The 17,069-nt window shown below is 57.9% G+C and carries 20 protein-coding genes, 1 tRNA gene and 2 pseudogenes; 16 read left to right on the top strand and 7 right to left on the bottom strand.

Annotated features, from left to right (window positions below):
• Nucleotide 1 precedes the first annotated feature (1 nt).
• The 4 genes from AOA60_RS24455 to AOA60_RS24470 are packed head-to-tail and all read left to right on the top strand — an operon-like array spanning nucleotide 2 to nucleotide 3,421.
• The gene (locus AOA60_RS24455) at nucleotides 2–1,024 is read left to right on the top strand and encodes a LacI family DNA-binding transcriptional regulator (RefSeq protein ID WP_099586509.1); all 1,023 of its coding nucleotides are present in this window, start codon (nucleotides 2–4) and stop codon (nucleotides 1,022–1,024) included.
• 23 nt (nucleotides 1,025–1,047) lie between these two features.
• On the top strand, nucleotides 1,048–1,965 hold the full coding sequence (rbsK, locus tag AOA60_RS24460; RefSeq protein WP_099586510.1) for a ribokinase: 918 nt from the start codon (nucleotides 1,048–1,050) through the stop codon (nucleotides 1,963–1,965).
• A complete protein-coding gene (gene rbsD / locus AOA60_RS24465; protein ID WP_099586511.1) occupies nucleotides 1,962–2,366 on the top strand; it encodes a D-ribose pyranase in 405 nt (134 codons plus the stop codon). The genes rbsK and rbsD overlap by 4 nt, the downstream gene beginning before the upstream one ends.
• Before the next feature lie 26 nt (nucleotides 2,367–2,392).
• Nucleotides 2,393–3,421 (top strand): nucleoside hydrolase, encoded by a 1,029-nt coding sequence (locus tag AOA60_RS24470; RefSeq protein WP_099586512.1) that lies wholly within the window; start codon nucleotides 2,393–2,395, stop codon nucleotides 3,419–3,421.
• A 33-nt stretch (nucleotides 3,422–3,454) separates the two neighbouring features.
• Here the strand turns inward: AOA60_RS24470 and AOA60_RS24475 are convergent, their stop codons facing one another.
• A complete protein-coding gene (locus AOA60_RS24475) occupies nucleotides 3,455–3,667 on the bottom strand; it encodes a hypothetical protein (RefSeq protein WP_032886978.1) in 213 nt (70 codons plus the stop codon).
• Nucleotides 3,668–3,820: 153 nt separating this feature from the next.
• On the opposite strand from AOA60_RS24475, the gene AOA60_RS24480 reads away from it, so the two are divergent.
• Together AOA60_RS24480 and AOA60_RS24485 are read left to right on the top strand one after the other, a co-directional pair.
• The gene (locus AOA60_RS24480) at nucleotides 3,821–4,126 is read left to right on the top strand and encodes a hypothetical protein (RefSeq protein WP_099586513.1); all 306 of its coding nucleotides are present in this window, start codon (nucleotides 3,821–3,823) and stop codon (nucleotides 4,124–4,126) included.
• A 145-nt stretch (nucleotides 4,127–4,271) separates the two neighbouring features.
• Nucleotides 4,272–4,592 (top strand): I78 family peptidase inhibitor, encoded by a 321-nt coding sequence (locus AOA60_RS24485; RefSeq protein ID WP_099586514.1) that lies wholly within the window; start codon nucleotides 4,272–4,274, stop codon nucleotides 4,590–4,592.
• 68 nt (nucleotides 4,593–4,660) lie between these two features.
• On the opposite strand, the gene AOA60_RS24490 is transcribed toward AOA60_RS24485, so the two are convergent.
• On the bottom strand, nucleotides 4,661–4,873 hold the full coding sequence (locus tag AOA60_RS24490) for a cold-shock protein (RefSeq protein WP_003234260.1): 213 nt from the start codon (nucleotides 4,871–4,873) through the stop codon (nucleotides 4,661–4,663).
• 289 nt (nucleotides 4,874–5,162) lie between these two features.
• Nucleotides 5,163–5,477, bottom strand: coding sequence for a hypothetical protein (locus AOA60_RS24495; RefSeq protein ID WP_078825416.1), 315 nt, complete (start codon nucleotides 5,475–5,477; stop codon nucleotides 5,163–5,165).
• A 356-nt stretch (nucleotides 5,478–5,833) separates the two neighbouring features.
• Between AOA60_RS24495 and thrS the strand changes: the two genes are divergently transcribed.
• The 9 genes from thrS (at nucleotide 5,834) to AOA60_RS24540 (ending at nucleotide 13,290) form a co-directional block, all read left to right on the top strand.
• Nucleotides 5,834–7,756 carry a threonine--tRNA ligase gene (thrS, locus tag AOA60_RS24500; RefSeq protein ID WP_099586515.1) on the top strand — a complete coding sequence of 641 codons (1,923 nt, stop codon included), beginning with the start codon at nucleotides 5,834–5,836 and terminating at the stop codon, nucleotides 7,754–7,756.
• The gene (gene infC, locus AOA60_RS24505) at nucleotides 7,756–8,307 is read left to right on the top strand and encodes a translation initiation factor IF-3 (protein ID WP_015884933.1); all 552 of its coding nucleotides are present in this window, start codon (nucleotides 7,756–7,758) and stop codon (nucleotides 8,305–8,307) included. Before thrS ends, infC begins: the two co-directional genes overlap by 1 nt.
• A gap of 60 nt (nucleotides 8,308–8,367) precedes the next feature.
• A complete protein-coding gene (gene rpmI / locus AOA60_RS24510) occupies nucleotides 8,368–8,562 on the top strand; it encodes a 50S ribosomal protein L35 (RefSeq protein ID WP_002553160.1) in 195 nt (64 codons plus the stop codon).
• 30 nt (nucleotides 8,563–8,592) lie between these two features.
• Nucleotides 8,593–8,949, top strand: coding sequence for a 50S ribosomal protein L20 (gene rplT, locus AOA60_RS24515; RefSeq protein WP_003234252.1), 357 nt, complete (start codon nucleotides 8,593–8,595; stop codon nucleotides 8,947–8,949).
• Between the two features lie 109 nt (nucleotides 8,950–9,058).
• Complete coding sequence (gene pheS / locus AOA60_RS24520; RefSeq protein ID WP_017737822.1) at nucleotides 9,059–10,075, top strand: phenylalanine--tRNA ligase subunit alpha; 1,017 nt, start codon at nucleotides 9,059–9,061, stop codon at nucleotides 10,073–10,075.
• Nucleotides 10,076–10,101: 26 nt separating this feature from the next.
• Entirely contained in the window at nucleotides 10,102–12,480 is a 2,379-nt protein-coding gene (gene pheT / locus AOA60_RS24525) for a phenylalanine--tRNA ligase subunit beta (RefSeq protein WP_099586516.1), read from the top strand.
• A 3-nt stretch (nucleotides 12,481–12,483) separates the two neighbouring features.
• Nucleotides 12,484–12,786 carry an integration host factor subunit alpha gene (gene ihfA / locus AOA60_RS24530; RefSeq protein ID WP_002553164.1) on the top strand — a complete coding sequence of 101 codons (303 nt, stop codon included), beginning with the start codon at nucleotides 12,484–12,486 and terminating at the stop codon, nucleotides 12,784–12,786.
• Nucleotides 12,767–13,123 carry a MerR family transcriptional regulator gene (locus AOA60_RS24535; RefSeq protein WP_003219935.1) on the top strand — a complete coding sequence of 119 codons (357 nt, stop codon included), beginning with the start codon at nucleotides 12,767–12,769 and terminating at the stop codon, nucleotides 13,121–13,123. Before ihfA ends, AOA60_RS24535 begins: the two co-directional genes overlap by 20 nt.
• 90 nt (nucleotides 13,124–13,213) lie before the next feature.
• Nucleotides 13,214–13,290, top strand: a tRNA-Pro gene (locus AOA60_RS24540).
• Between the two features lie 78 nt (nucleotides 13,291–13,368).
• On the opposite strand, the pseudogene AOA60_RS24545 reads toward AOA60_RS24540, so the two are convergent.
• A pseudogene (locus AOA60_RS24545) lies at nucleotides 13,369–13,727 on the bottom strand (integrase); the annotation flags it as partial.
• The gene (locus AOA60_RS33100) at nucleotides 13,670–13,855 is read right to left on the bottom strand and encodes a hypothetical protein (RefSeq protein WP_178075415.1); all 186 of its coding nucleotides are present in this window, start codon (nucleotides 13,853–13,855) and stop codon (nucleotides 13,670–13,672) included. The pseudogene AOA60_RS24545 and the gene AOA60_RS33100, both read right to left, overlap by 58 nt.
• Before the next feature lie 115 nt (nucleotides 13,856–13,970).
• Between AOA60_RS33100 and AOA60_RS34055 the strand changes: the two are divergent.
• A pseudogene (locus tag AOA60_RS34055) lies at nucleotides 13,971–14,192 on the top strand (hypothetical protein); the annotation flags it as partial.
• Nucleotides 14,193–14,449: 257 nt separating this feature from the next.
• On the opposite strand, the gene AOA60_RS24560 reads toward AOA60_RS34055, so the two are convergent.
• Both AOA60_RS24560 and AOA60_RS24565 read right to left on the bottom strand, forming a co-directional pair.
• Nucleotides 14,450–14,773 carry a DUF2388 domain-containing protein gene (locus AOA60_RS24560; RefSeq protein ID WP_099586517.1) on the bottom strand — a complete coding sequence of 108 codons (324 nt, stop codon included), beginning with the start codon at nucleotides 14,771–14,773 and terminating at the stop codon, nucleotides 14,450–14,452.
• Between the two features lie 214 nt (nucleotides 14,774–14,987).
• Nucleotides 14,988–16,934 carry an avidin/streptavidin family protein gene (locus AOA60_RS24565; RefSeq protein WP_099586518.1) on the bottom strand — a complete coding sequence of 649 codons (1,947 nt, stop codon included), beginning with the start codon at nucleotides 16,932–16,934 and terminating at the stop codon, nucleotides 14,988–14,990.
• Nucleotides 16,935–17,069: the final 135 nt, after the last annotated feature.

The raw sequence follows: 17,069 nt of genomic DNA on the forward strand, positions 1-17,069 counted from the left end.
CATGGCAACGATCAAGGATGTGGCGGCGCTTGCGGGAATTTCCTACACCACTGTGTCCCACGTGGTGAACAAGACGCGCCCAGTGAGCGAACCGGTACGGGTCAAGGTCGAAGCCGCTATCAAGCAGCTCGACTATGTGCCCAGCGCCGTCGCACGCTCGCTCAAGGCCAAGACCACGGCCACCATTGGTTTGCTGGTGCCCAACAGCCTCAACCCGTACTTTGCCGAGTTGGCGCGGGGCATCGAGGATTACTGCGAGCGCAACGGCTACTGCGTAATTTTGTGCAACTCCGACGACAACGCAGAAAAGCAGCGCAGCTATTTGCGGGTGTTGCTGGAAAAACGCATCGACGGCTTGATCGTGACTTCAGTGGGCGGCGATGACAGCGGCCTCGCCGCCGGGTTGAGCGCGGTGCGCACGCCCATGGTGATTGTCGACCGGGCGCTGGACGGCATTGATGTCGACTTGGTGCGTATCGACCATGAGGAGGGCGCTTACCTGGCGACCCGGCACTTGCTGGAGCTGGGGCACCGCGACATCGCCTGCATCGGCGGCCCGGCCCATACCCGTGTCGCGCAAATGCGCCTGGCGGGATACCACCGCGCGCTCCATGAGGCAGGCGTGGAAGTGTTGGCCAATCGCACGCAGGAAAGCGACTTCACCAGCACCGGCGGTTATGCTGCTGCCGTGCAATTGCTTGCGGAAAACCCGCCCAGTGCGATTTTTGCGAGTAACGACATGATCGGCTTCGGCGTGTTGCGTGCCGCAGCCGAACGCAATATCCGCGTGCCGGGCGAGCTGTCGGTGATCGGTTTCGATGACATTCAAATGGGCCGCTACGTTTACCCGGCGCTAACCACGGTCGGCCAGTCGATCCTGCAACTGGGCGAGATGGCCGCCGAGCTTTTACTGCGACGTATTGCAACACCCCAACTGCCGATCGATCAACGCATCGTGACGCCGAGCATCGTATTGCGCGAGTCGACGGCGCCCGTCGCCGGTGTGTTCGCGCAATACCGCTGAACCGAATTGATGAGTACTGATGTATGCCAGCAAAAGTAGTGGTAGTAGGCAGCTTGAACATGGACCTGGTCACCCGCGCCAGCCGGCTGCCCCGCGCCGGTGAGACACTGATCGGCCAAACGTTTTCCACGGTGCCGGGCGGCAAGGGCGCCAACCAGGCCGTGGCATCGGCGCGACTGGGGGCAAGCGTGGCGATGATCGGCTGTGTTGGCTCCGACGCCTACGGCACTGAGTTGCGTGGTGCATTGCTGGTGGAAGGTATCGATTGCCAGGCCGTCAGCACCGTGGACGGTTCCAGCGGGGTGGCGTTGATCGTGGTGGATGACAGCAGCCAGAACGCGATTGTGATTGTCGCCGGCAGCAACGGTGAACTGACACCCGCATCACTGCAGGCGTCTGATGCGGTGTTGCAGGCCGCCGACGTTATCATCTGCCAGCTTGAAGTGCCGATGGAAACCGTGGCGTATACCCTCAAGCGCGGCCGTGAGCTGGGCAAGACGGTAATCCTCAATCCGGCGCCGGCCAGCGCGCCGTTGCCTGCCGATTGGTACGCCTCGGTCGACTATCTGATTCCCAACGAAAGCGAAGCCACCGCACTGAGCGGTGTGACAGTCGATTCTCTGGACAGCGCCAAAGTGGCTGCCACACAACTGATCAAGGCCGGGGCGGGCAAAGTCATTATCACCCTCGGCGCCCAAGGCGCATTGTTTGCGAATGGCAAAGGCTTTGAGCACTTGGTCGCGCCCAGGGTCAAGGCGTTGGATACCACGGCTGCCGGCGATACCTTTGTCGGTGGTTTCGCAGCAGCCCTGGCCAGCGGTAAAAGTGAAGCCGAGGCCATCCGTTTTGGCCAGGTCGCGGCAGCATTGTCAGTCACCCGTGCCGGTGCGCAACCCTCCATTCCTACGCTGCATGACGTTCAAGGTTTTGTACCTTTATGAAAAAGACCCCTCTGCTCAATATCGCACTGTCGCGGGTGATCGCCTCCCTGGGCCATGGCGACATTCTGGTGATCGGTGATGCGGGCTTGCCGGTGCCGCCGGGCGTCGAGTTGATCGACCTGGCATTGACCAAAGGTATTCCTGATTTCATCAGCACCTTGCGTATCGTGCTCAGTGAGATGCAGGTGGAAAGCCACGTGCTGGCGGAGGAAATCCTGCTCAAGCAGCCGCCCGCTCTGTCTGAACTGAATGTGCTGAATGAGCAGGCCGCTCTTGGCGAGCAACGTCTGCTGAGTCATGAAGCCTTCAAGCAACTGAGCCGCCAGGCGCGGGCCGTTGTACGCACCGGCGAATGCCAGCCTTACTGCAATATCGCGCTGGTGTCCGGCGTAACTTTCTAGAGTTCCCCAACGACAAGGAGTGTTTTATGCAACGTGGTATTCCAATCCTGAGAAATCTGTTTCGGAGTGTCTTGCTTTTGTCCGCGCTCACTGCTGCAAGCGCCCACGCGGCGGAGAAAATCGACCTGATCATCGATACCGACCCAGGTGCCGACGATGTGGTGGCCTTGCTCTTTGCCATGGCCTCCCCGGACGAATTGAACATCCGTGCCTTGACCACCGTCGCCGGCAACGTGCGCCTGGACAAGACTTCGCGCAACGCTCGCCTGGCCCGCGAGTGGGCAGGGCGCGAGGACATCCCGGTCTACGCCGGTGCGCCAGCGCCGCTGCTGCGCAAGCCGATCTATGCCGAAAACATTCATGGCAAGGAAGGCATTTCCGGCGTCACCGTGCATGAGCCTAAAAAGGGCCTCGCCGAGGGCAATGCCGTTGATTACCTGATCAAGACCTTGCGCGCCGCGAAGCCTCACAGCATCACGATTGCCATGCTTGGCCCACAGACCAACCTGGCGCTGGCATTGACCCAGGACCCGGAAATCACCCAGGGCATCAAGGAAGTTGTAGTGATGGGGGGCGCGCATTTCAATGGCGGCAATATCACGCCGGTTGCCGAGTTCAACCTGTTTGCCGACCCGATTGCGGCGGAGATTGTGCTCAAGAGTGGCGTCAAACTGACTTACCTGCCGCTGGATGTGACCCACAAGGTGCTGACCAGTGAAGCGCGTCTGAAAAAGATCGCCGACCTCAAGAACAATGCCAGCAAGGTCGTCAGCGATATTCTCAACGAATACGTCAAAGGCGATATGGAACACTACGGCATCCCCGGCGGCCCGGTGCATGACGCCACCGTTGTTGCCTACCTGCTCAAGCCTTCGCTGTTCAGTGGCCGTGAGGTCAATGTGGTGGTGGACAGTCGCGAAGGCCCGACTTTCGGCCAGACCATCGTCGATTGGTACGACGGCCTGAAACAACCGAAGAACGCGTTCTGGGTTGAGAACGGCGACGCCCAGGGCTTTTTCGATCTGTTGACCGAGCGCTTGGCGCGTCTGAAGTAAACCGCTTGCCGGCCGACGTTCGTCGGCCGGTTCTTATTCGCGCTCGGGGTTGTGTGCCCCCATGTGATCGGCCGGGTATTTCTCGAATACCTGGCCGATGAAGGCTTGTGCCGCCTGGGTGCCGAGTTCCTTGACCAGCAGGTCGATACCGATGATTGCCAGTTCCTCCGGGCTTCCGGGGCTGTAGGAGCTTTGTCCTTGTGGCCACTTGGCTTTGATGTCGGCTTGCAGCGTTACGGTGGTCATGGAAATCTCGCGGGCTGAAATACGGGGCAATGCGCTGGCGCGCGGTTCTATCGGGCGCAGTTAAGCATTTTGCGCGGTGTTTGGCACTGCTACTTAGGCATGACGCGAGTGCTGTGCGACACTGTCCCTCTGTTTAATTGCCGGGGAAACCGTGTGCAAATCGATTTGAATAACCCCGATAACCTCACGCTGGCCGCCGTAAAGCAATTGATCGCCAGCGCCAGTGACGACGAACACACCCAACTGCGTGTGACCAAGGCCGGGATTGCCTACCTGTCTTCTGGCGTGGTGGCGGGCACTGACACGGAGGGCCTGCTGTTTCGCCTGGAGACCTGGGCCAAGGGCTCCGGTTACGTCGGCAATGTCGCGGCGAACGACGAGGTCTGGGTCATGCAGATCTTCAATGCCCTGCTGCAGAACTGGCCTAATCCACCGTTTGACTATATCGACATCTACTGATTGCGTTCATATCTGGTCACGATTGTCCGGGCGAACGCTGCTTGAGAGTCAGGCAGACTTGCCCAACGACGGTTTACGTCTTGAAACCAATCCGCCAGACCACTGTCGCACGATCTCTGTCCATTTTTTAATCATAGGAGGCTTCATGCCTTGGAAGCTCGCATCATTCGGTACTTTGTTGGCAGCACTCGCGTTGGCGGGTTGCAGCACCCCAGGTACCTCTGAGCCAGCCAAAGACACCGCCGTGACCGATGCCGGTCATAGCCGCTGTGAGTCAAAGGCTGCCGAGTTCACAATCGGCCAGAAAGCTTCGCCCCAGTTGCTGGAGCAGGCCCGTAGTCGCGCCGGTGCGCAGAATGCGCGGATCCTCAAGCCCAACGACATGATCACGCTTGAATACCGCTCCGACCGCTTGAATCTGAACACCGACGACAACCTGGTGATCACGCGCGTCAACTGCGGCTGATCGCTGCTTTTGCAGCGCCCATAAAAAACCCCGTCACATGGACGGGGTTTTTTTAGCTCAGCGGAGAATTACTCGCCGCGAACCTGTGCAGCTTGCATACCCTTTTGGCCTTTCTCAGCCACGAAGGAAACGGTCTGGCCTTCTTTCAGGCTTTTGAAACCGTCGCTTTCGATAGCTTTGAAGTGTACGAACAGGTCGTCACCGCCACCTTGAGGAGTGATGAAGCCGAAGCCTTTTTCATCGTTGAACCATTTAACGGTGCCGGTTTGGCGATTAGACATGGTGTATCTCCAAGAAACATATATTTTCAGTAGTGCTGTGCTGCTCAGGCCAACTGGGCACACCGGGCTATCATAGTCGAAATGTTCGACTTGGGAGCCCCCCCTAGGCACTGTTTGCTAATCAATAGCGTTGCGTTTAGGCGCTGTGTTGGCTGAAAGCCCCGATTTACGGGGCTTTCGCACGAAATATCAGCTGGTAAAAAAAGCCGTAAAAGCTGCGTAATTTGTGAGAAATGGCAGTTTTCAGGCTGTTTTTACGGCTGAAAATCCGTCTGATCGCGGGGCATACTTACTTTTTCTTCACGACTTTGCAGGAAGAAATAGCCGCCACGGCTTTGTTTTTGAGCTCAGGGCTGGCGTTCTGGTTGGTCATCAGCTCCTTGATTTCGGCGGTGCTCAATTCGGCGTTGATCTTGTCGGCGCCGCATTCGCAGTGGGCTTTGGCGGTCTTGGCGTCCACGTTCTGGCTGGCGGCCGCGCTGCAATCGCTGACGAAACTGTCGCGGGCACCGGCAGGCCAGTTCGACGGGGCCGCAGCATGTGCGCCGAGGGAAAGCAGGGTCAGGGAAGCGGCTAGAGCGAGGGTAGAGGTAAAACGCATCATGAGGATGCTCCTTTGGGTCGAGGACGAACGGCGATTCTCAGTGGGTTTGAGGGCATGCGTACAGCCCAAGTTCACTTTCGCCGCTATTTTGTCTTTGCGTAAGAAGGCGTGGGCGCGATGACCGTTCATCTGTGCTAGCATCGATGCCCTGGCAATTCCCAGGCGCGCCATTTGCCGTCTTGCCAGTTTCTTTTTAGTTCACTCCAGTCACTCTGGTTCGATTATCGGTTGGCCGAAAGGCTCCTGCCGCTGTAAGGCAGGCGTTCATCACTGAACGGCCTGGTGTTGGATCTTGTACTGGCTCATCCCAACCCACGTGACCTTTGGTAGGGGTCACCACTAGGAGAGGAGGCGCCATGCCAACTATTACTCTTCCCGATGGCAGTCAACGTTCATTCGATCATGCGGTTTCCGTAGCCGAGGTCGCCGCATCCATTGGTGCCGGTCTGGCCAAGGCCACCGTAGCAGGCAAGGTCGACGGCAAACTGGTTGACGCCAGTGACCTGATCACCTCCGATGCCACCTTGCAAATCATCACGCCCAAGGATCAAGAGGGGCTGGAGATCATTCGCCACTCTTGCGCGCACCTGATTGGCCATGCGGTCAAGCAGCTGTACCCAACGGCGAAGATGGTGATCGGTCCGGTTATCGAAGAAGGCTTCTATTACGACATCGCCTACGAGCGTCCTTTCACGCCGGACGACATGGCGGCCATCGAGCAGCGCATGCACGCGCTGATCGAAAAAGATTACGACGTCATCAAGAAAGTCACGCCGCGCGCCGAAGTGATCGACGTGTTCACTGCTCGTGGTGAGGACTACAAGCTGCGTCTGGTGGAAGACATGCCGGACGAGCAGGCCATGGGCCTGTATTACCACGAAGAATACGTCGACATGTGCCGTGGCCCGCACGTGCCGAACACGCGCTTCCTCAAGTCGTTCAAGCTGACCAAGCTGTCCGGTGCCTACTGGCGCGGCGACGCCAAGAACGAGCAACTGCAACGTATCTACGGCACCGCCTGGGCTGACAAGAAGCAGCTGGCCGCCTATGTCCAGCGCATCGAAGAAGCTGAAAAACGCGACCACCGTAAGATCGGCAAGCGCCTGAACCTGTTCCACCTTCAGGAAGAAGCGCCGGGCATGGTGTTCTGGCACCCGAATGGCTGGACCCTGTACCAAGTGCTTGAGCAATACATGCGCAAGGTTCAGCGTGACAACGGTTACCTTGAGATCAAGACCCCGCAGGTCGTTGATCGCAGCCTGTGGGAGAAATCCGGGCACTGGGCCAACTACGCCGACAACATGTTCACCACCCAGTCGGAAAACCGCGATTACGCCATCAAGCCAATGAACTGCCCGTGCCACGTGCAGGTGTTCAACCAGGGCCTGAAGAGCTACCGCGAGTTGCCGATGCGCCTGGCCGAGTTCGGTGCCTGCCACCGTAACGAGCCATCGGGTGCACTGCACGGCATCATGCGTGTACGCGGCTTCACTCAGGACGATGCTCATATCTTCTGCACCGAAGAGCAGATGCAGGCCGAATCCGCTGCGTTTATCAAGCTGACCATGGACGTCTATCGCGATTTCGGTTTCACCGACGTCGAAATGAAACTGTCCACTCGTCCGGAAAAACGCGTCGGTTCCGACGAGCTTTGGGATCGCGCCGAAGCCGCACTGGCCGCAGCACTCGACAGTGCGGGGCTTGCGTACGACCTGCAGCCGGGTGAAGGTGCGTTCTACGGTCCGAAGATCGAGTTCTCGCTGAAAGATTGCCTTGGCCGCGTCTGGCAGTGTGGTACCCTGCAGCTCGATTTTAACCTGCCGATCCGTCTGGGAGCCGAATACGTCTCCGAAGACAACAGCCGTAAACACCCGGTTATGCTGCACCGGGCGATCCTCGGCTCGTTCGAACGGTTCGTCGGGATCCTGATCGAGCACTACGAGGGTGCATTCCCCGCGTGGCTGGCGCCGACCCAGGCAGTGATCATGAATATCACTGATAAACAGGCAGATTTTGCCGCTGAAGTTGAAAAAACACTCAACGAAAGCGGATTTCGTGCCAAGTCCGACTTGAGAAATGAAAAGATCGGCTTTAAAATCCGCGAGCATACTTTGCTCAAGGTTCCCTATCTTTTGGTTATCGGAGATCGGGAAGTCGAGATGCAGACTGTCGCTGTGCGTACTCGTGAAGGTGCTGACCTGGGCTCGATGCCCGTCGCCCAGTTCGCTGAGTTCCTCGCGCAAGCGGTTTCCCGGCGTGGTCGCCCAGATTCGGAGTAATTATTATTAAGCGTGAAATGAGACAAGATAAACGAGCTGCACCGAAAGCCCCGATCAACGAGAATATCTCGGCACGCGAGGTTCGGTTAATTGGCGCTGACGGCGAGCAGATTGGCATCGTCTCGATTGATGAAGCGCTTCGTATTGCAGAAGAGTCCAAACTGGACCTGGTGGAAATCTCCGCCGATGCAATCCCACCCGTTTGCCGGGTGATGGACTACGGCAAGTCGATCTTCGAAAAGAAGAAGCAGGTTGCCGCGGCGAAGAAGAACCAGAAGCAGATTCAAGTAAAAGAAATCAAGTTTCGTCCAGGGACGGAGGAAGGGGATTACCAGGTAAAACTGCGCAACCTGGTACGTTTCCTGAGTGATGGGGACAGGGCCAAGGTATCCTTGCGATTCCGCGGCCGTGAGATGGCCCACCAGGAGCTGGGGATGGAACTCCTCAAGCGGGTTGAAGCTGACTTGCTCGAGTACGGTTCGGTCGAACAGCATCCTAAGATGGAAGGACGCCAACTGATCATGGTCATCGCCCCGAAAAAGAAGAAGTAATCAACAGGGCACGGCAGGCCTTCTGATTATGTTTATCAACTGAATGCGGAGTATCCGAACATGCCAAAGATGAAGACTAAAAGTGGTGCTGCTAAGCGGTTTCTGAAAACCGCTAACGGTATCAAGCACAAGCACGCTTTCAAGAGCCACATCCTGACCAAAATGTCGACCAAGCGTAAGCGTCAACTGCGCGGTAGCAGCTTGCTGCATCCGTCTGACGTGGCAAAAGTCGAGCGCATGCTGCGCCTTCGTTAATTTTTGGATCAAGACTAGAGGAAGTAACTCATGGCTCGTGTTAAGCGTGGCGTCATGGCCCGTAAGCGTCACAAAAAAATTCTGAAACTTGCTAAAGGCTACTACGGCGCGCGTTCACGCGTATTCCGTGTTGCCAAGCAAGCGGTAATCAAGGCAGGCCAATACGCCTACCGTGACCGTCGTCAGAAAAAACGTCAGTTCCGCGCTCTGTGGATCGCTCGTATCAACGCCGGTGCACGTGTTAACGGTCTGTCCTACAGCCGTTTCATCGCTGGCCTGAAAAAAGCGTCCATCGAAATCGACCGTAAGGTTCTGGCTGAACTGGCCGTGAACGAAAAAGCGGTGTTTGCTGCGATTGTCGAGAAAGCTAAAGCCACCTTGGCTTAAGTACCCCCGACAGTCACCCTGGGTTGCTCCTGTAGCCCAGGGTGGTAAACGTCATAAATAGGGGAAGAGCCTTCAAGCTCTTCCCCTATTTTGTATCTGGAGTCTGTACATGGAAAACCTGGACGCGCTCGTCGCTCAAGCTCTTGAGGCTGTGCAAAGCGCTGAAGATATCAATGCCCTGGAGCAAATCCGGGTTCACTACCTTGGCAAAAAGGGTGAATTGACTCAGGTGATGAAGACCCTGGGGAATTTGCCGGCTGAAGAGCGTCCGCAAGTCGGTGCGCTGATCAACGTCGCCAAGGAGCGCGTCACAGAGGTGCTCAATGCACGCAAGGCGACGATGGAGGAGGCCGATCTTGCGGCCAAACTCGCCGCCGAGTCCATTGACGTAACCTTGCCTGGCCGTGGCCAGGCCTCGGGCGGTCTGCACCCGATCACTCGGACTCTGGAACGTATCGAGCAGTTCTTCACCCATATCGGCTACGGCATTGCCGAAGGCCCAGAGGTCGAAGACGACTATCACAACTTCGAGGCGCTCAACATCCCAGGCCATCACCCGGCCCGGTCGATGCACGACACCTTCTATTTCAACGCCAACATGCTGTTGCGCACCCATACCTCGCCGGTACAGGTCCGCACCATGGAGGCGAACAAGCCGCCGATCCGCATCGTCTGCCCAGGCCGTGTGTATCGCAGCGACTCGGATATCACCCACTCGCCGATGTTCCACCAGGTCGAAGGCCTGCTCGTGGATCGCGATATCAATTTCGCCGACCTCAAAGGCACCATCGAAGAGTTCCTGCGGGTGTTCTTCGAGAAAGAACTGGCGGTGCGTTTCCGTCCATCGTTCTTCCCGTTCACCGAGCCTTCCGCTGAAGTCGACATGGAATGCGTGATGTGCAGCGGTAAAGGCTGCCGCGTCTGCAAGCAGACCGGTTGGCTGGAAGTCATGGGCTGCGGCATGGTTCACCCTAACGTGCTGCGCATGTCCGGGATCGACCCGGAAGAGTTCTCGGGCTTTGCCTTCGGCATGGGCGTTGAGCGTCTGGCCATGCTGCGTTACGGCGTGAACGACTTGCGTCTGTTCTTCGACAACGACTTGCGGTTCCTCGCGCAATTTCGCTAGTCGTAACGAATCATTAGGAGAGCAGGATGAAATTCAGTGAACAATGGCTGCGTGGCTGGGTAAGCCCGCAGGTAGATCGCGACGAGCTGGTAGCTCGTCTGTCGATGGCCGGTCTTGAGGTCGATAGCGTTACGCCGGCCGCCGGTGTTTTCAGTGGCGTGGTCGTGGGTGAGGTGCTGAGCACCGAGCAGCACCCGGACGCCGACAAGCTGCGTGTGTGCCAGGTCAGCAACGGCGCGCAAACGTTCCAGGTCGTGTGCGGAGCGCCCAACGTGCGCCCGGGCCTGAAGATCCCGTTTGCCATGATCGGCGCCGAACTGCCGGGCGACTTCAAGATCAAGAAGGCCAAGCTGCGCGGCGTTGAGTCCAACGGCATGCTGTGCTCCCAGGCCGAGCTGCAGGTAGGCGAAGGTAACGATGGCTTGATGGAACTGCCGGCCGATGCGCCAGTGGGTCAGGACATCCGCATTTACCTGGAGCTGGAAGACGCGAGCATCGAGGTCGACCTGACCCCGAACCGTGGCGACTGCCTTTCCCTGGCTGGTCTGGCCCGTGAAGTGGGCGCGCTGTACAACGCCCCGGTTACCCGTCCAGTGGTGGCCACTGTGCCTGCCGTACATGATGAAGTGCGGCCGATTGAGGTGCAGGCGCCAAACGCCTGCCCGCGTTACCTGGGCCGCGTGATCCGCAACGTTGACCTGTCCAAGCCAACCCCGCTGTGGATGGTTGAACGCCTGCGCCGCGCCGACGTGCGTAGCATCGACGCTGCCGTCGACATCACCAACTACGTGATGCTGGAGCTGGGCCAGCCGCTGCACGCATTCGATCTCGCCGAGATCAACGGCGGCATCCGCGTGCGCATGGCTGAAGAAGGCGAGAAGCTGGTATTGCTCGACGGTCAGGAAGTGGCTCTGCGCGCCGATACTCTGGTAATTGCCGACCATTCCCGCGCTCTGGCGATTGCCGGCGTGATGGGTGGTGAGCACAGTGGTGTGTCCGCGACCACGCGCGATATCTTCCTCGAAAGCGCGTTCTTCGATCAAATCGCTATCGCTGGCAAGGCCCGTTCCTATGGCCTGCACACCGATGCATCGCACCGTTACGAGCGTGGCGTGGACTGGCAACTGGCCCGTGAAGCCATGGAGCGCGCCACTGGCCTGCTGCTGGATATCACGGGTGGCGAAGCCGGCCCGATCACTGAGACGGTCAGCGAACAGTATCTGCCGTCGGTGGCACCGATCACCCTGCGCGCCAAGAGCGTCGAGCAAATGCTCGGCCTGGTTATCGAACCTGCTGAAATCGAGCAGCTGTTGTCGGCCCTCGGCCTCGGTATTTCTGCAGGTGGGGAAGGGCAGTGGCAGGTTGAAGTGCCAAGCCATCGCTTCGATATCAGCTTGGAAGTCGACCTGATCGAGGAGCTGGCTCGCCTGTACGGCTACAACCGGCTGCCGGTTCGTTACCCGCAAGCTCGCCTGGCACCGCAACCCAAGGCCGAGGCGCGTGCGCACCTGCCTGAGTTGCGTCGTCTGCTGGTTGCCCGTGGTTATCAGGAGGCGGTGACCTACAGCTTCATCGACCCGAGACAGTTCGAACTGTTCAACCCTGGCGTCGAGCCGCTGCTGCTGGCCAACCCGATCTCCAACGACATGGCCGCCATGCGCTCGTCGCTGTGGCCGGGTCTGGTGAAAGCGCTTTCCCATAACTTGAACCGCCAGCAAGACCGCGTGCGCATGTTTGAAAGCGGCCTGCGTTTCGTGGGGCAGCTCGATGGCTTGAAGCAAGAACCGATGCTGGCCGGTGTGGTTTGTGGCAGCCGCTTGCCTGAAGGTTGGGCACAGGGCCGCGACGCCGTGGACTTCTTCGACGTCAAGGCTGACGTGGAAGCGGTGCTGGGCTTTGCCGGTGCCTTGGATGCGTTCACCTTCGTTCCAGGCAGCCACCCGGCGTTGCATCCGGGTCAAACCGCACGTATTGAACGTGACGGTCGCCTGGTCGGCTTCGTTGGCGCTATCCATCCAGAACTGTCGAAAACCCTCGGCCTTGACCGTCCGGTCTTCGTTTTCGAGCTGGTCCTGGCTGAAGTGGCCTCGGGCAAGATGCCTAAATTCAGCGAGCTGTCGCGCTTCCCCGAAGTGCGCCGCGACCTGGCCCTGATCGCCGACCGTGAAGTCGCCGCCACTGCTGTTCTGGATGTAATCCGTGAAAATGCAGGGGAATGGCTGACAGACCTAAGGCTATTTGACGTCTATCAGGGTAAAGGCATTGATCCGCATAGAAAAAGCCTTGCAGTTGGCTTGACCTGGCAGCATCCATCGCGCACTCTTAATGACGATGAGGTGAATACCACGACACAAAATATCCTCACCTCGCTCGAACAAAGGTTGAACGCCACGTTAAGGAAGTGACGTATGGGGGCTTTGACGAAAGCTGAGATGGCGGAACGTCTGTACGAAGAGTTGGGTCTGAACAAGCGCGAGGCCAAGGAATTGGTCGAGCTGTTTTTTGAAGAAATCAGACACGCTCTGGAAGACAACGAACAGGTCAAATTGTCCGGTTTCGGCAATTTTGACCTGCGGGACAAACGCCAGCGGCCTGGCCGCAATCCAAAAACGGGAGAAGAAATCCCGATCACGGCTCGCCGTGTGGTCACCTTTCGTCCAGGGCAGAAGTTGAAGGCCCGAGTTGAGGCTTATGCTGGAACCAAGTCATAACGACGAGCTACCCGTCATCCCAGGCAAACGCTACTTCACCATCGGTGAAGTCAGCGAGCTTTGTGCGGTAAAACCGCACGTGCTGCGCTATTGGGAGCAGGAGTTTCCTCAACTCAACCCCGTCAAACGCACCGGGAACCGTCGGTATTATCAGCGCCAGGATGTGCTGATGATCCGACAGATCCGTGCGTTGCTGTACGACCAGGGGTTCACCATCAGCGGCGCGCGCCAGCGCATGTCCGGTGATGAAGCCAAAGACGACACCACCCAATACAAGCAAATGATCCGCCAGATGATCTCCGAACTCGAAGATGTGCTGGTGGTTTTGAAGAAGTGATACAGGCTTTTAAAATACTTCCACATTTCAAAAGCTTGCGGTATATTCCTGATCGCTTCGTTACGAAGCAAACCCAGTAACACGCCTAGTCGGGGCGTAGCGCAGTCCGGTAGCGCACTAGCATGGGGTGCTAGGGGTCGAGTGTTCGAATCACTCCGTCCCGACCATTATTCCTGAGTAAAATCAGAAACTTGAGCCGATCAGATAGATCGGCTTTTTTGTGTCTGCGCAAAACTTGCGCAAAACTACCCGGTGATTTCGTTGATATTTAGGCCCGGAATCGCCTCTGACCAGATGATTTTCTCATGGTCCCGCTGGTAGTTTTTGGTCATCCCCTCGCTCGCATGACCTGCGATCTTCTGCCCATCCTTGCCGGCTTTCTTGTACAGGTGCAGCGACAGCGCCCAGACTTCGTGAAAGCCCGGCATCTCCTCTTCTTTCCATCCCGCGTGCTGTTGGCCGACTCTCTGGCCTCCTTGAATGCTCGCGTCAAATACCGCCCCTCAACCTTCGTCCAGTGGTCCTTCGTCTGTGCCTGCTTCTGTTTCAGTCGATCCGGCTTGCGGTGCACCAGGTACGGGGACACGACATCATCGCGGCACCGGCCGATTTCCAGTCGGCCTTATCTGGAACTTGCCACAGGCCGTAGTCGCCGACATTGCAGCTCGCTTTGAAGATCCGGACGGCATCGCGCTCATCGCCTTTGACTAGCCGGTCGTTCCAGTCATGCAAACGCCATCCTCACTGCCGAGTAGGGCGAACGTCTCGCGCACCCAAAGCCGGTCTCCGGGCTGTCCGAACGGGCAAAAGTCGTTGTAGTAATCAATGCTGTTCGGGTGCAAAGGGCCTTCAGGTGCCATTTAGCGACATTATTTGTATCTGCCCTTACGTGCTCGCCAGTTACGACCGCGATGGCCATTTTAGCGTCGTGTGTCAGGGGCCGAGGGACAAGGAGTTCGTATATCGATTGGCTGAGGGTACTTCTCTGGAAGAAATGGAGTTTCATGCTGCGTGGTTGCAAGGAATAATTGGCTCACGGATGCAGGAACTACTGAATCTGGACAAATGAACTATTACATCGTGATACGCGCTATGCGGTGCATGAATCGACCTTCACCTGGCGCCATACGCCGACGGCTTCGAAGATCCTCGCGGCGTGCTCCCATTCGATGGTGCGATAAGCCTACCCCACCCAAAAGCGGGCGGGCTCGGCAAATTGCAGGCAAAGAAAAGCCCGCGATGGGGAGGGCGGGCTGAAAGGGATGATCGCTAGGAGCTGGGGTAACCATAAGCGCTCGCCTGTGAAAAGGTCGTGAAAGGTCGCGCTCAGTAAGAGGTAACGATTGCCTGGGCGAGTTGCTGGTCCGTCATCAGGGGAGGGCCGTATGTCGTGCGGTAATAGCGCACTGCCTGTTCAAATTGGGCGCCGCGAATCTGGCCTTCTGAGCCAATGAACGCAAGGGCGTCAGCCTTTGCAGGCTTGAAGTTATTGGCGGCCAGCATAGTGAGCCCGGTAGTTCCTGCAACGGTGTAGCTTGGAGCCATCAGTACAGACAGCACCGAGTTGTTATAGGAGTCATCGGACTCCTCAGAGGCATGAGCGTTGATCGATACCATGAGGGCTGCGGCTACAATCTTCCATGAGTCCATGCTGCGATGCTTCCATTGCGATCAGAGTGCGCCAAGATAGCAGAGGGTAGGGTACCAGGACAAAAAGCCAAGGTCGCTGGCAGGCTGACTAAGAGCGATATACGCCCGTCCTTGCCAGGCGTTTAACCAATAACGTTTTAGACTCACCGCATGTCTTTTTTCATCCCTCAGGTACATTTCCGATTATTCAGACCTGACCCAATTGATGCAGCGTTCACGCATCTTGCCGATAAAACGTCAGTGACTTCACCCGCGTCTGTACATAGCTGCGCGCAACGGTGTTTGGCGAGCTGGCCATGACCAGGACATTCAAACTGTGATCCTTCAAGTCGACTGAGCCGGATAGGCACAGTGTCGTAGCGCCTTCGACTCCTGTTGCCGTCAAGCTAACCGATTGCAGCGGTAGCCCACTGGCTTGGGCATTGATGTCGGTGAAGCCGGACACTTCCGCTTCGCCGGTGTCGGCTGACAGTGTGCCGCTGACATAGCCAAATGCATGGCGCTGGCCTGCATGCACACGCAGGTTCAAGCGGCTTCCATCAGCGGCAGCCCAGGTGCCGCTTAGGGCGTCTTGAATGTCTGGCTTTGATGAGGGAGCGGTAACCGGTGGATGTTCCGGCTCGGAGGCCACTCTGTGGTACAGCAACTTGTCGACATAGGTGCCTTGGTCAGCAAGCCCTGGGAAGTCGCTGGTGGCTACCAGCAAATGCGATAGCGTCAGCCTGTCTTCGTCCTTCACGCGCAGAATTTGTCCGCTGAGCCCAGAAGACCAGTTCCAGCTGGGATCAGAGGATTCATCACCCAAGGAATGCCATTCGATGGCCAGTGCTACAGGAAGGCCTTGTTCTGCGTGGACGGTGGCGGGTGCTTGATAGCCGACCACGGCATATTTGCCTGTCGAACCCGTCGAGGATTGGTAGGTGCCGCAGATCCGGTTCCCTTCAACCGTCAGCGTCATGACCGAACCATAGTCATTCTGCCAGGTGCCGGCGGCCGACATCGGCCGCGAAGGCGCTTCGGCTTTGGCCGTGGCGCTGAAGATGAGCTTTGCGTGGCTGAGTGGTCTCGGTGCCGTGTCGAACGGTTGCGAGGACGAACGCGTGATGATCTGCGGGCTGCCGGGGCGATTGAAGAGCCACACGCCAGCGGGTGCCAATGAGTAGGTTCCCGGGCGACATTGGACCACGCGGTACTCATAGACGGTGTAGCAATGTTCCATCACCAATGAACCCACCAACACCAGGTCGGCCAACCCGAGAGGCTCAAATTGAGGCAGGATTTTGCCTTTGCTGGGGCCTTCCTCAATCAATACGTTGTAGAGATTGGCACCGAGCGTGATCTCGCCATCGGCAAAGCCGAGGACCACGTCGGGGGAGCCACCTTGGGCGATGCGCGCCAGGGTTTGGCGCATCAGCCGGTCGTCTCCCTTGAACCGAGACGAACCGGAGTCCAGGGCAAAGCTCAGGTCGTTGGCCAACACTTCGCCACCGACGGCGTAGGAGGTGAGCTGCGTGGACCAGATGTACTCCACTCCAGCGACCTTGCTGTAGAGCGACCAGGGCAGAAATAGGTGCGGGCCTCGGGTCTTGCTGATATCAATGCCACCCAACTGACAGCTGCCGCGCCGTGATGCGGCATCCCAATCGAAGGCGATGAAGGGGTGTGTGGGATCCACCTTGCCGCTGTTCATTAACGCCTGAAACACGAACGAGCTACGGCCGTCGACATAGGCGCTGCTGCTGGGCAAGCCAATGCCGCCGTCCCAATCCAACTGGTGAAACTGTGCACCGTCGTAGTCCGCTGCCAGTAGCAGCTGGGTGGGCAGCGTCGTTTGGTTAATGTGCAATACGTCCGCGCCCGACTCGACCTGCATGGTTCCCCATGGGCCAAAGCTGTAGGGCCGTTGCAGACAGTCCGTGAAGGTGAAACTGCTGGACGCCTGATAGTCAAACCGGCCTGCGCTGTAGTGTTGGCACCGATCCGCTGCGCAGAGGCTGGAAGTGACCCAGGTGATGTTGGTGCCCGTGTCCAGGGTGAGTTTCAAGGGTTGCTGCGGGGTGCCGACGTACAGGGATGAGTACCAGGGGGCGGCACCGTTGTTCTGGTAGGGGCCACGATCCATGGCGAGGGTAATGCCCCCGACCTGATGTTCATTGTTCATGGTGAATTCCGTTTCTGATAATGGTGTTTGACGCGGGTGTAGAAGGGCGATGGAAGCGACCGGTGAGGGTCGCAGCCATGGGCATACCGCTATTCAAGCGCAGTTACTGGCGGGCGGATGTCGGTGACCGCCGAG

The organism is Pseudomonas sp. 2822-17 (assembly GCF_002742485.1).
In the GTDB taxonomy this organism is placed as follows: Bacteria; Pseudomonadota; Gammaproteobacteria; order Pseudomonadales; family Pseudomonadaceae; genus Aquipseudomonas; species Aquipseudomonas cyclaminis.

Coding starts and splice junctions, on each gene's coding strand:
- AOA60_RS24455 (WP_099586509.1), top strand. CDS start 2: ATGGCAACGATCAAGGATGTGGCGGCGCTTGCGGGAATTTCCTACACC.
- rbsK (WP_099586510.1), top strand. CDS start 1,048: ATGCCAGCAAAAGTAGTGGTAGTAGGCAGCTTGAACATGGACCTGGTC.
- rbsD (WP_099586511.1), top strand. CDS start 1,962: ATGAAAAAGACCCCTCTGCTCAATATCGCACTGTCGCGGGTGATCGCC.
- AOA60_RS24470 (WP_099586512.1), top strand. CDS start 2,393: ATGCAACGTGGTATTCCAATCCTGAGAAATCTGTTTCGGAGTGTCTTG.
- AOA60_RS24475 (WP_032886978.1), bottom strand. CDS start 3,667: ATGACCACCGTAACGCTGCAAGCCGACATCAAAGCCAAGTGGCCACAA.
- AOA60_RS24485 (WP_099586514.1), top strand. CDS start 4,272: ATGCCTTGGAAGCTCGCATCATTCGGTACTTTGTTGGCAGCACTCGCG.
- AOA60_RS24490 (WP_003234260.1), bottom strand. CDS start 4,873: ATGTCTAATCGCCAAACCGGCACCGTTAAATGGTTCAACGATGAAAAA.
- AOA60_RS24495 (WP_078825416.1), bottom strand. CDS start 5,477: ATGATGCGTTTTACCTCTACCCTCGCTCTAGCCGCTTCCCTGACCCTG.
- thrS (WP_099586515.1), top strand. CDS start 5,834: ATGCCAACTATTACTCTTCCCGATGGCAGTCAACGTTCATTCGATCAT.
- rpmI (WP_002553160.1), top strand. CDS start 8,368: ATGCCAAAGATGAAGACTAAAAGTGGTGCTGCTAAGCGGTTTCTGAAA.
- rplT (WP_003234252.1), top strand. CDS start 8,593: ATGGCTCGTGTTAAGCGTGGCGTCATGGCCCGTAAGCGTCACAAAAAA.
- pheS (WP_017737822.1), top strand. CDS start 9,059: ATGGAAAACCTGGACGCGCTCGTCGCTCAAGCTCTTGAGGCTGTGCAA.
- pheT (WP_099586516.1), top strand. CDS start 10,102: ATGAAATTCAGTGAACAATGGCTGCGTGGCTGGGTAAGCCCGCAGGTA.
- ihfA (WP_002553164.1), top strand. CDS start 12,484: ATGGGGGCTTTGACGAAAGCTGAGATGGCGGAACGTCTGTACGAAGAG.
- AOA60_RS24535 (WP_003219935.1), top strand. CDS start 12,767: ATGCTGGAACCAAGTCATAACGACGAGCTACCCGTCATCCCAGGCAAA.
- AOA60_RS24560 (WP_099586517.1), bottom strand. CDS start 14,773: ATGGACTCATGGAAGATTGTAGCCGCAGCCCTCATGGTATCGATCAAC.
- AOA60_RS24565 (WP_099586518.1), bottom strand. CDS start 16,934: ATGAACAATGAACATCAGGTCGGGGGCATTACCCTCGCCATGGATCGT.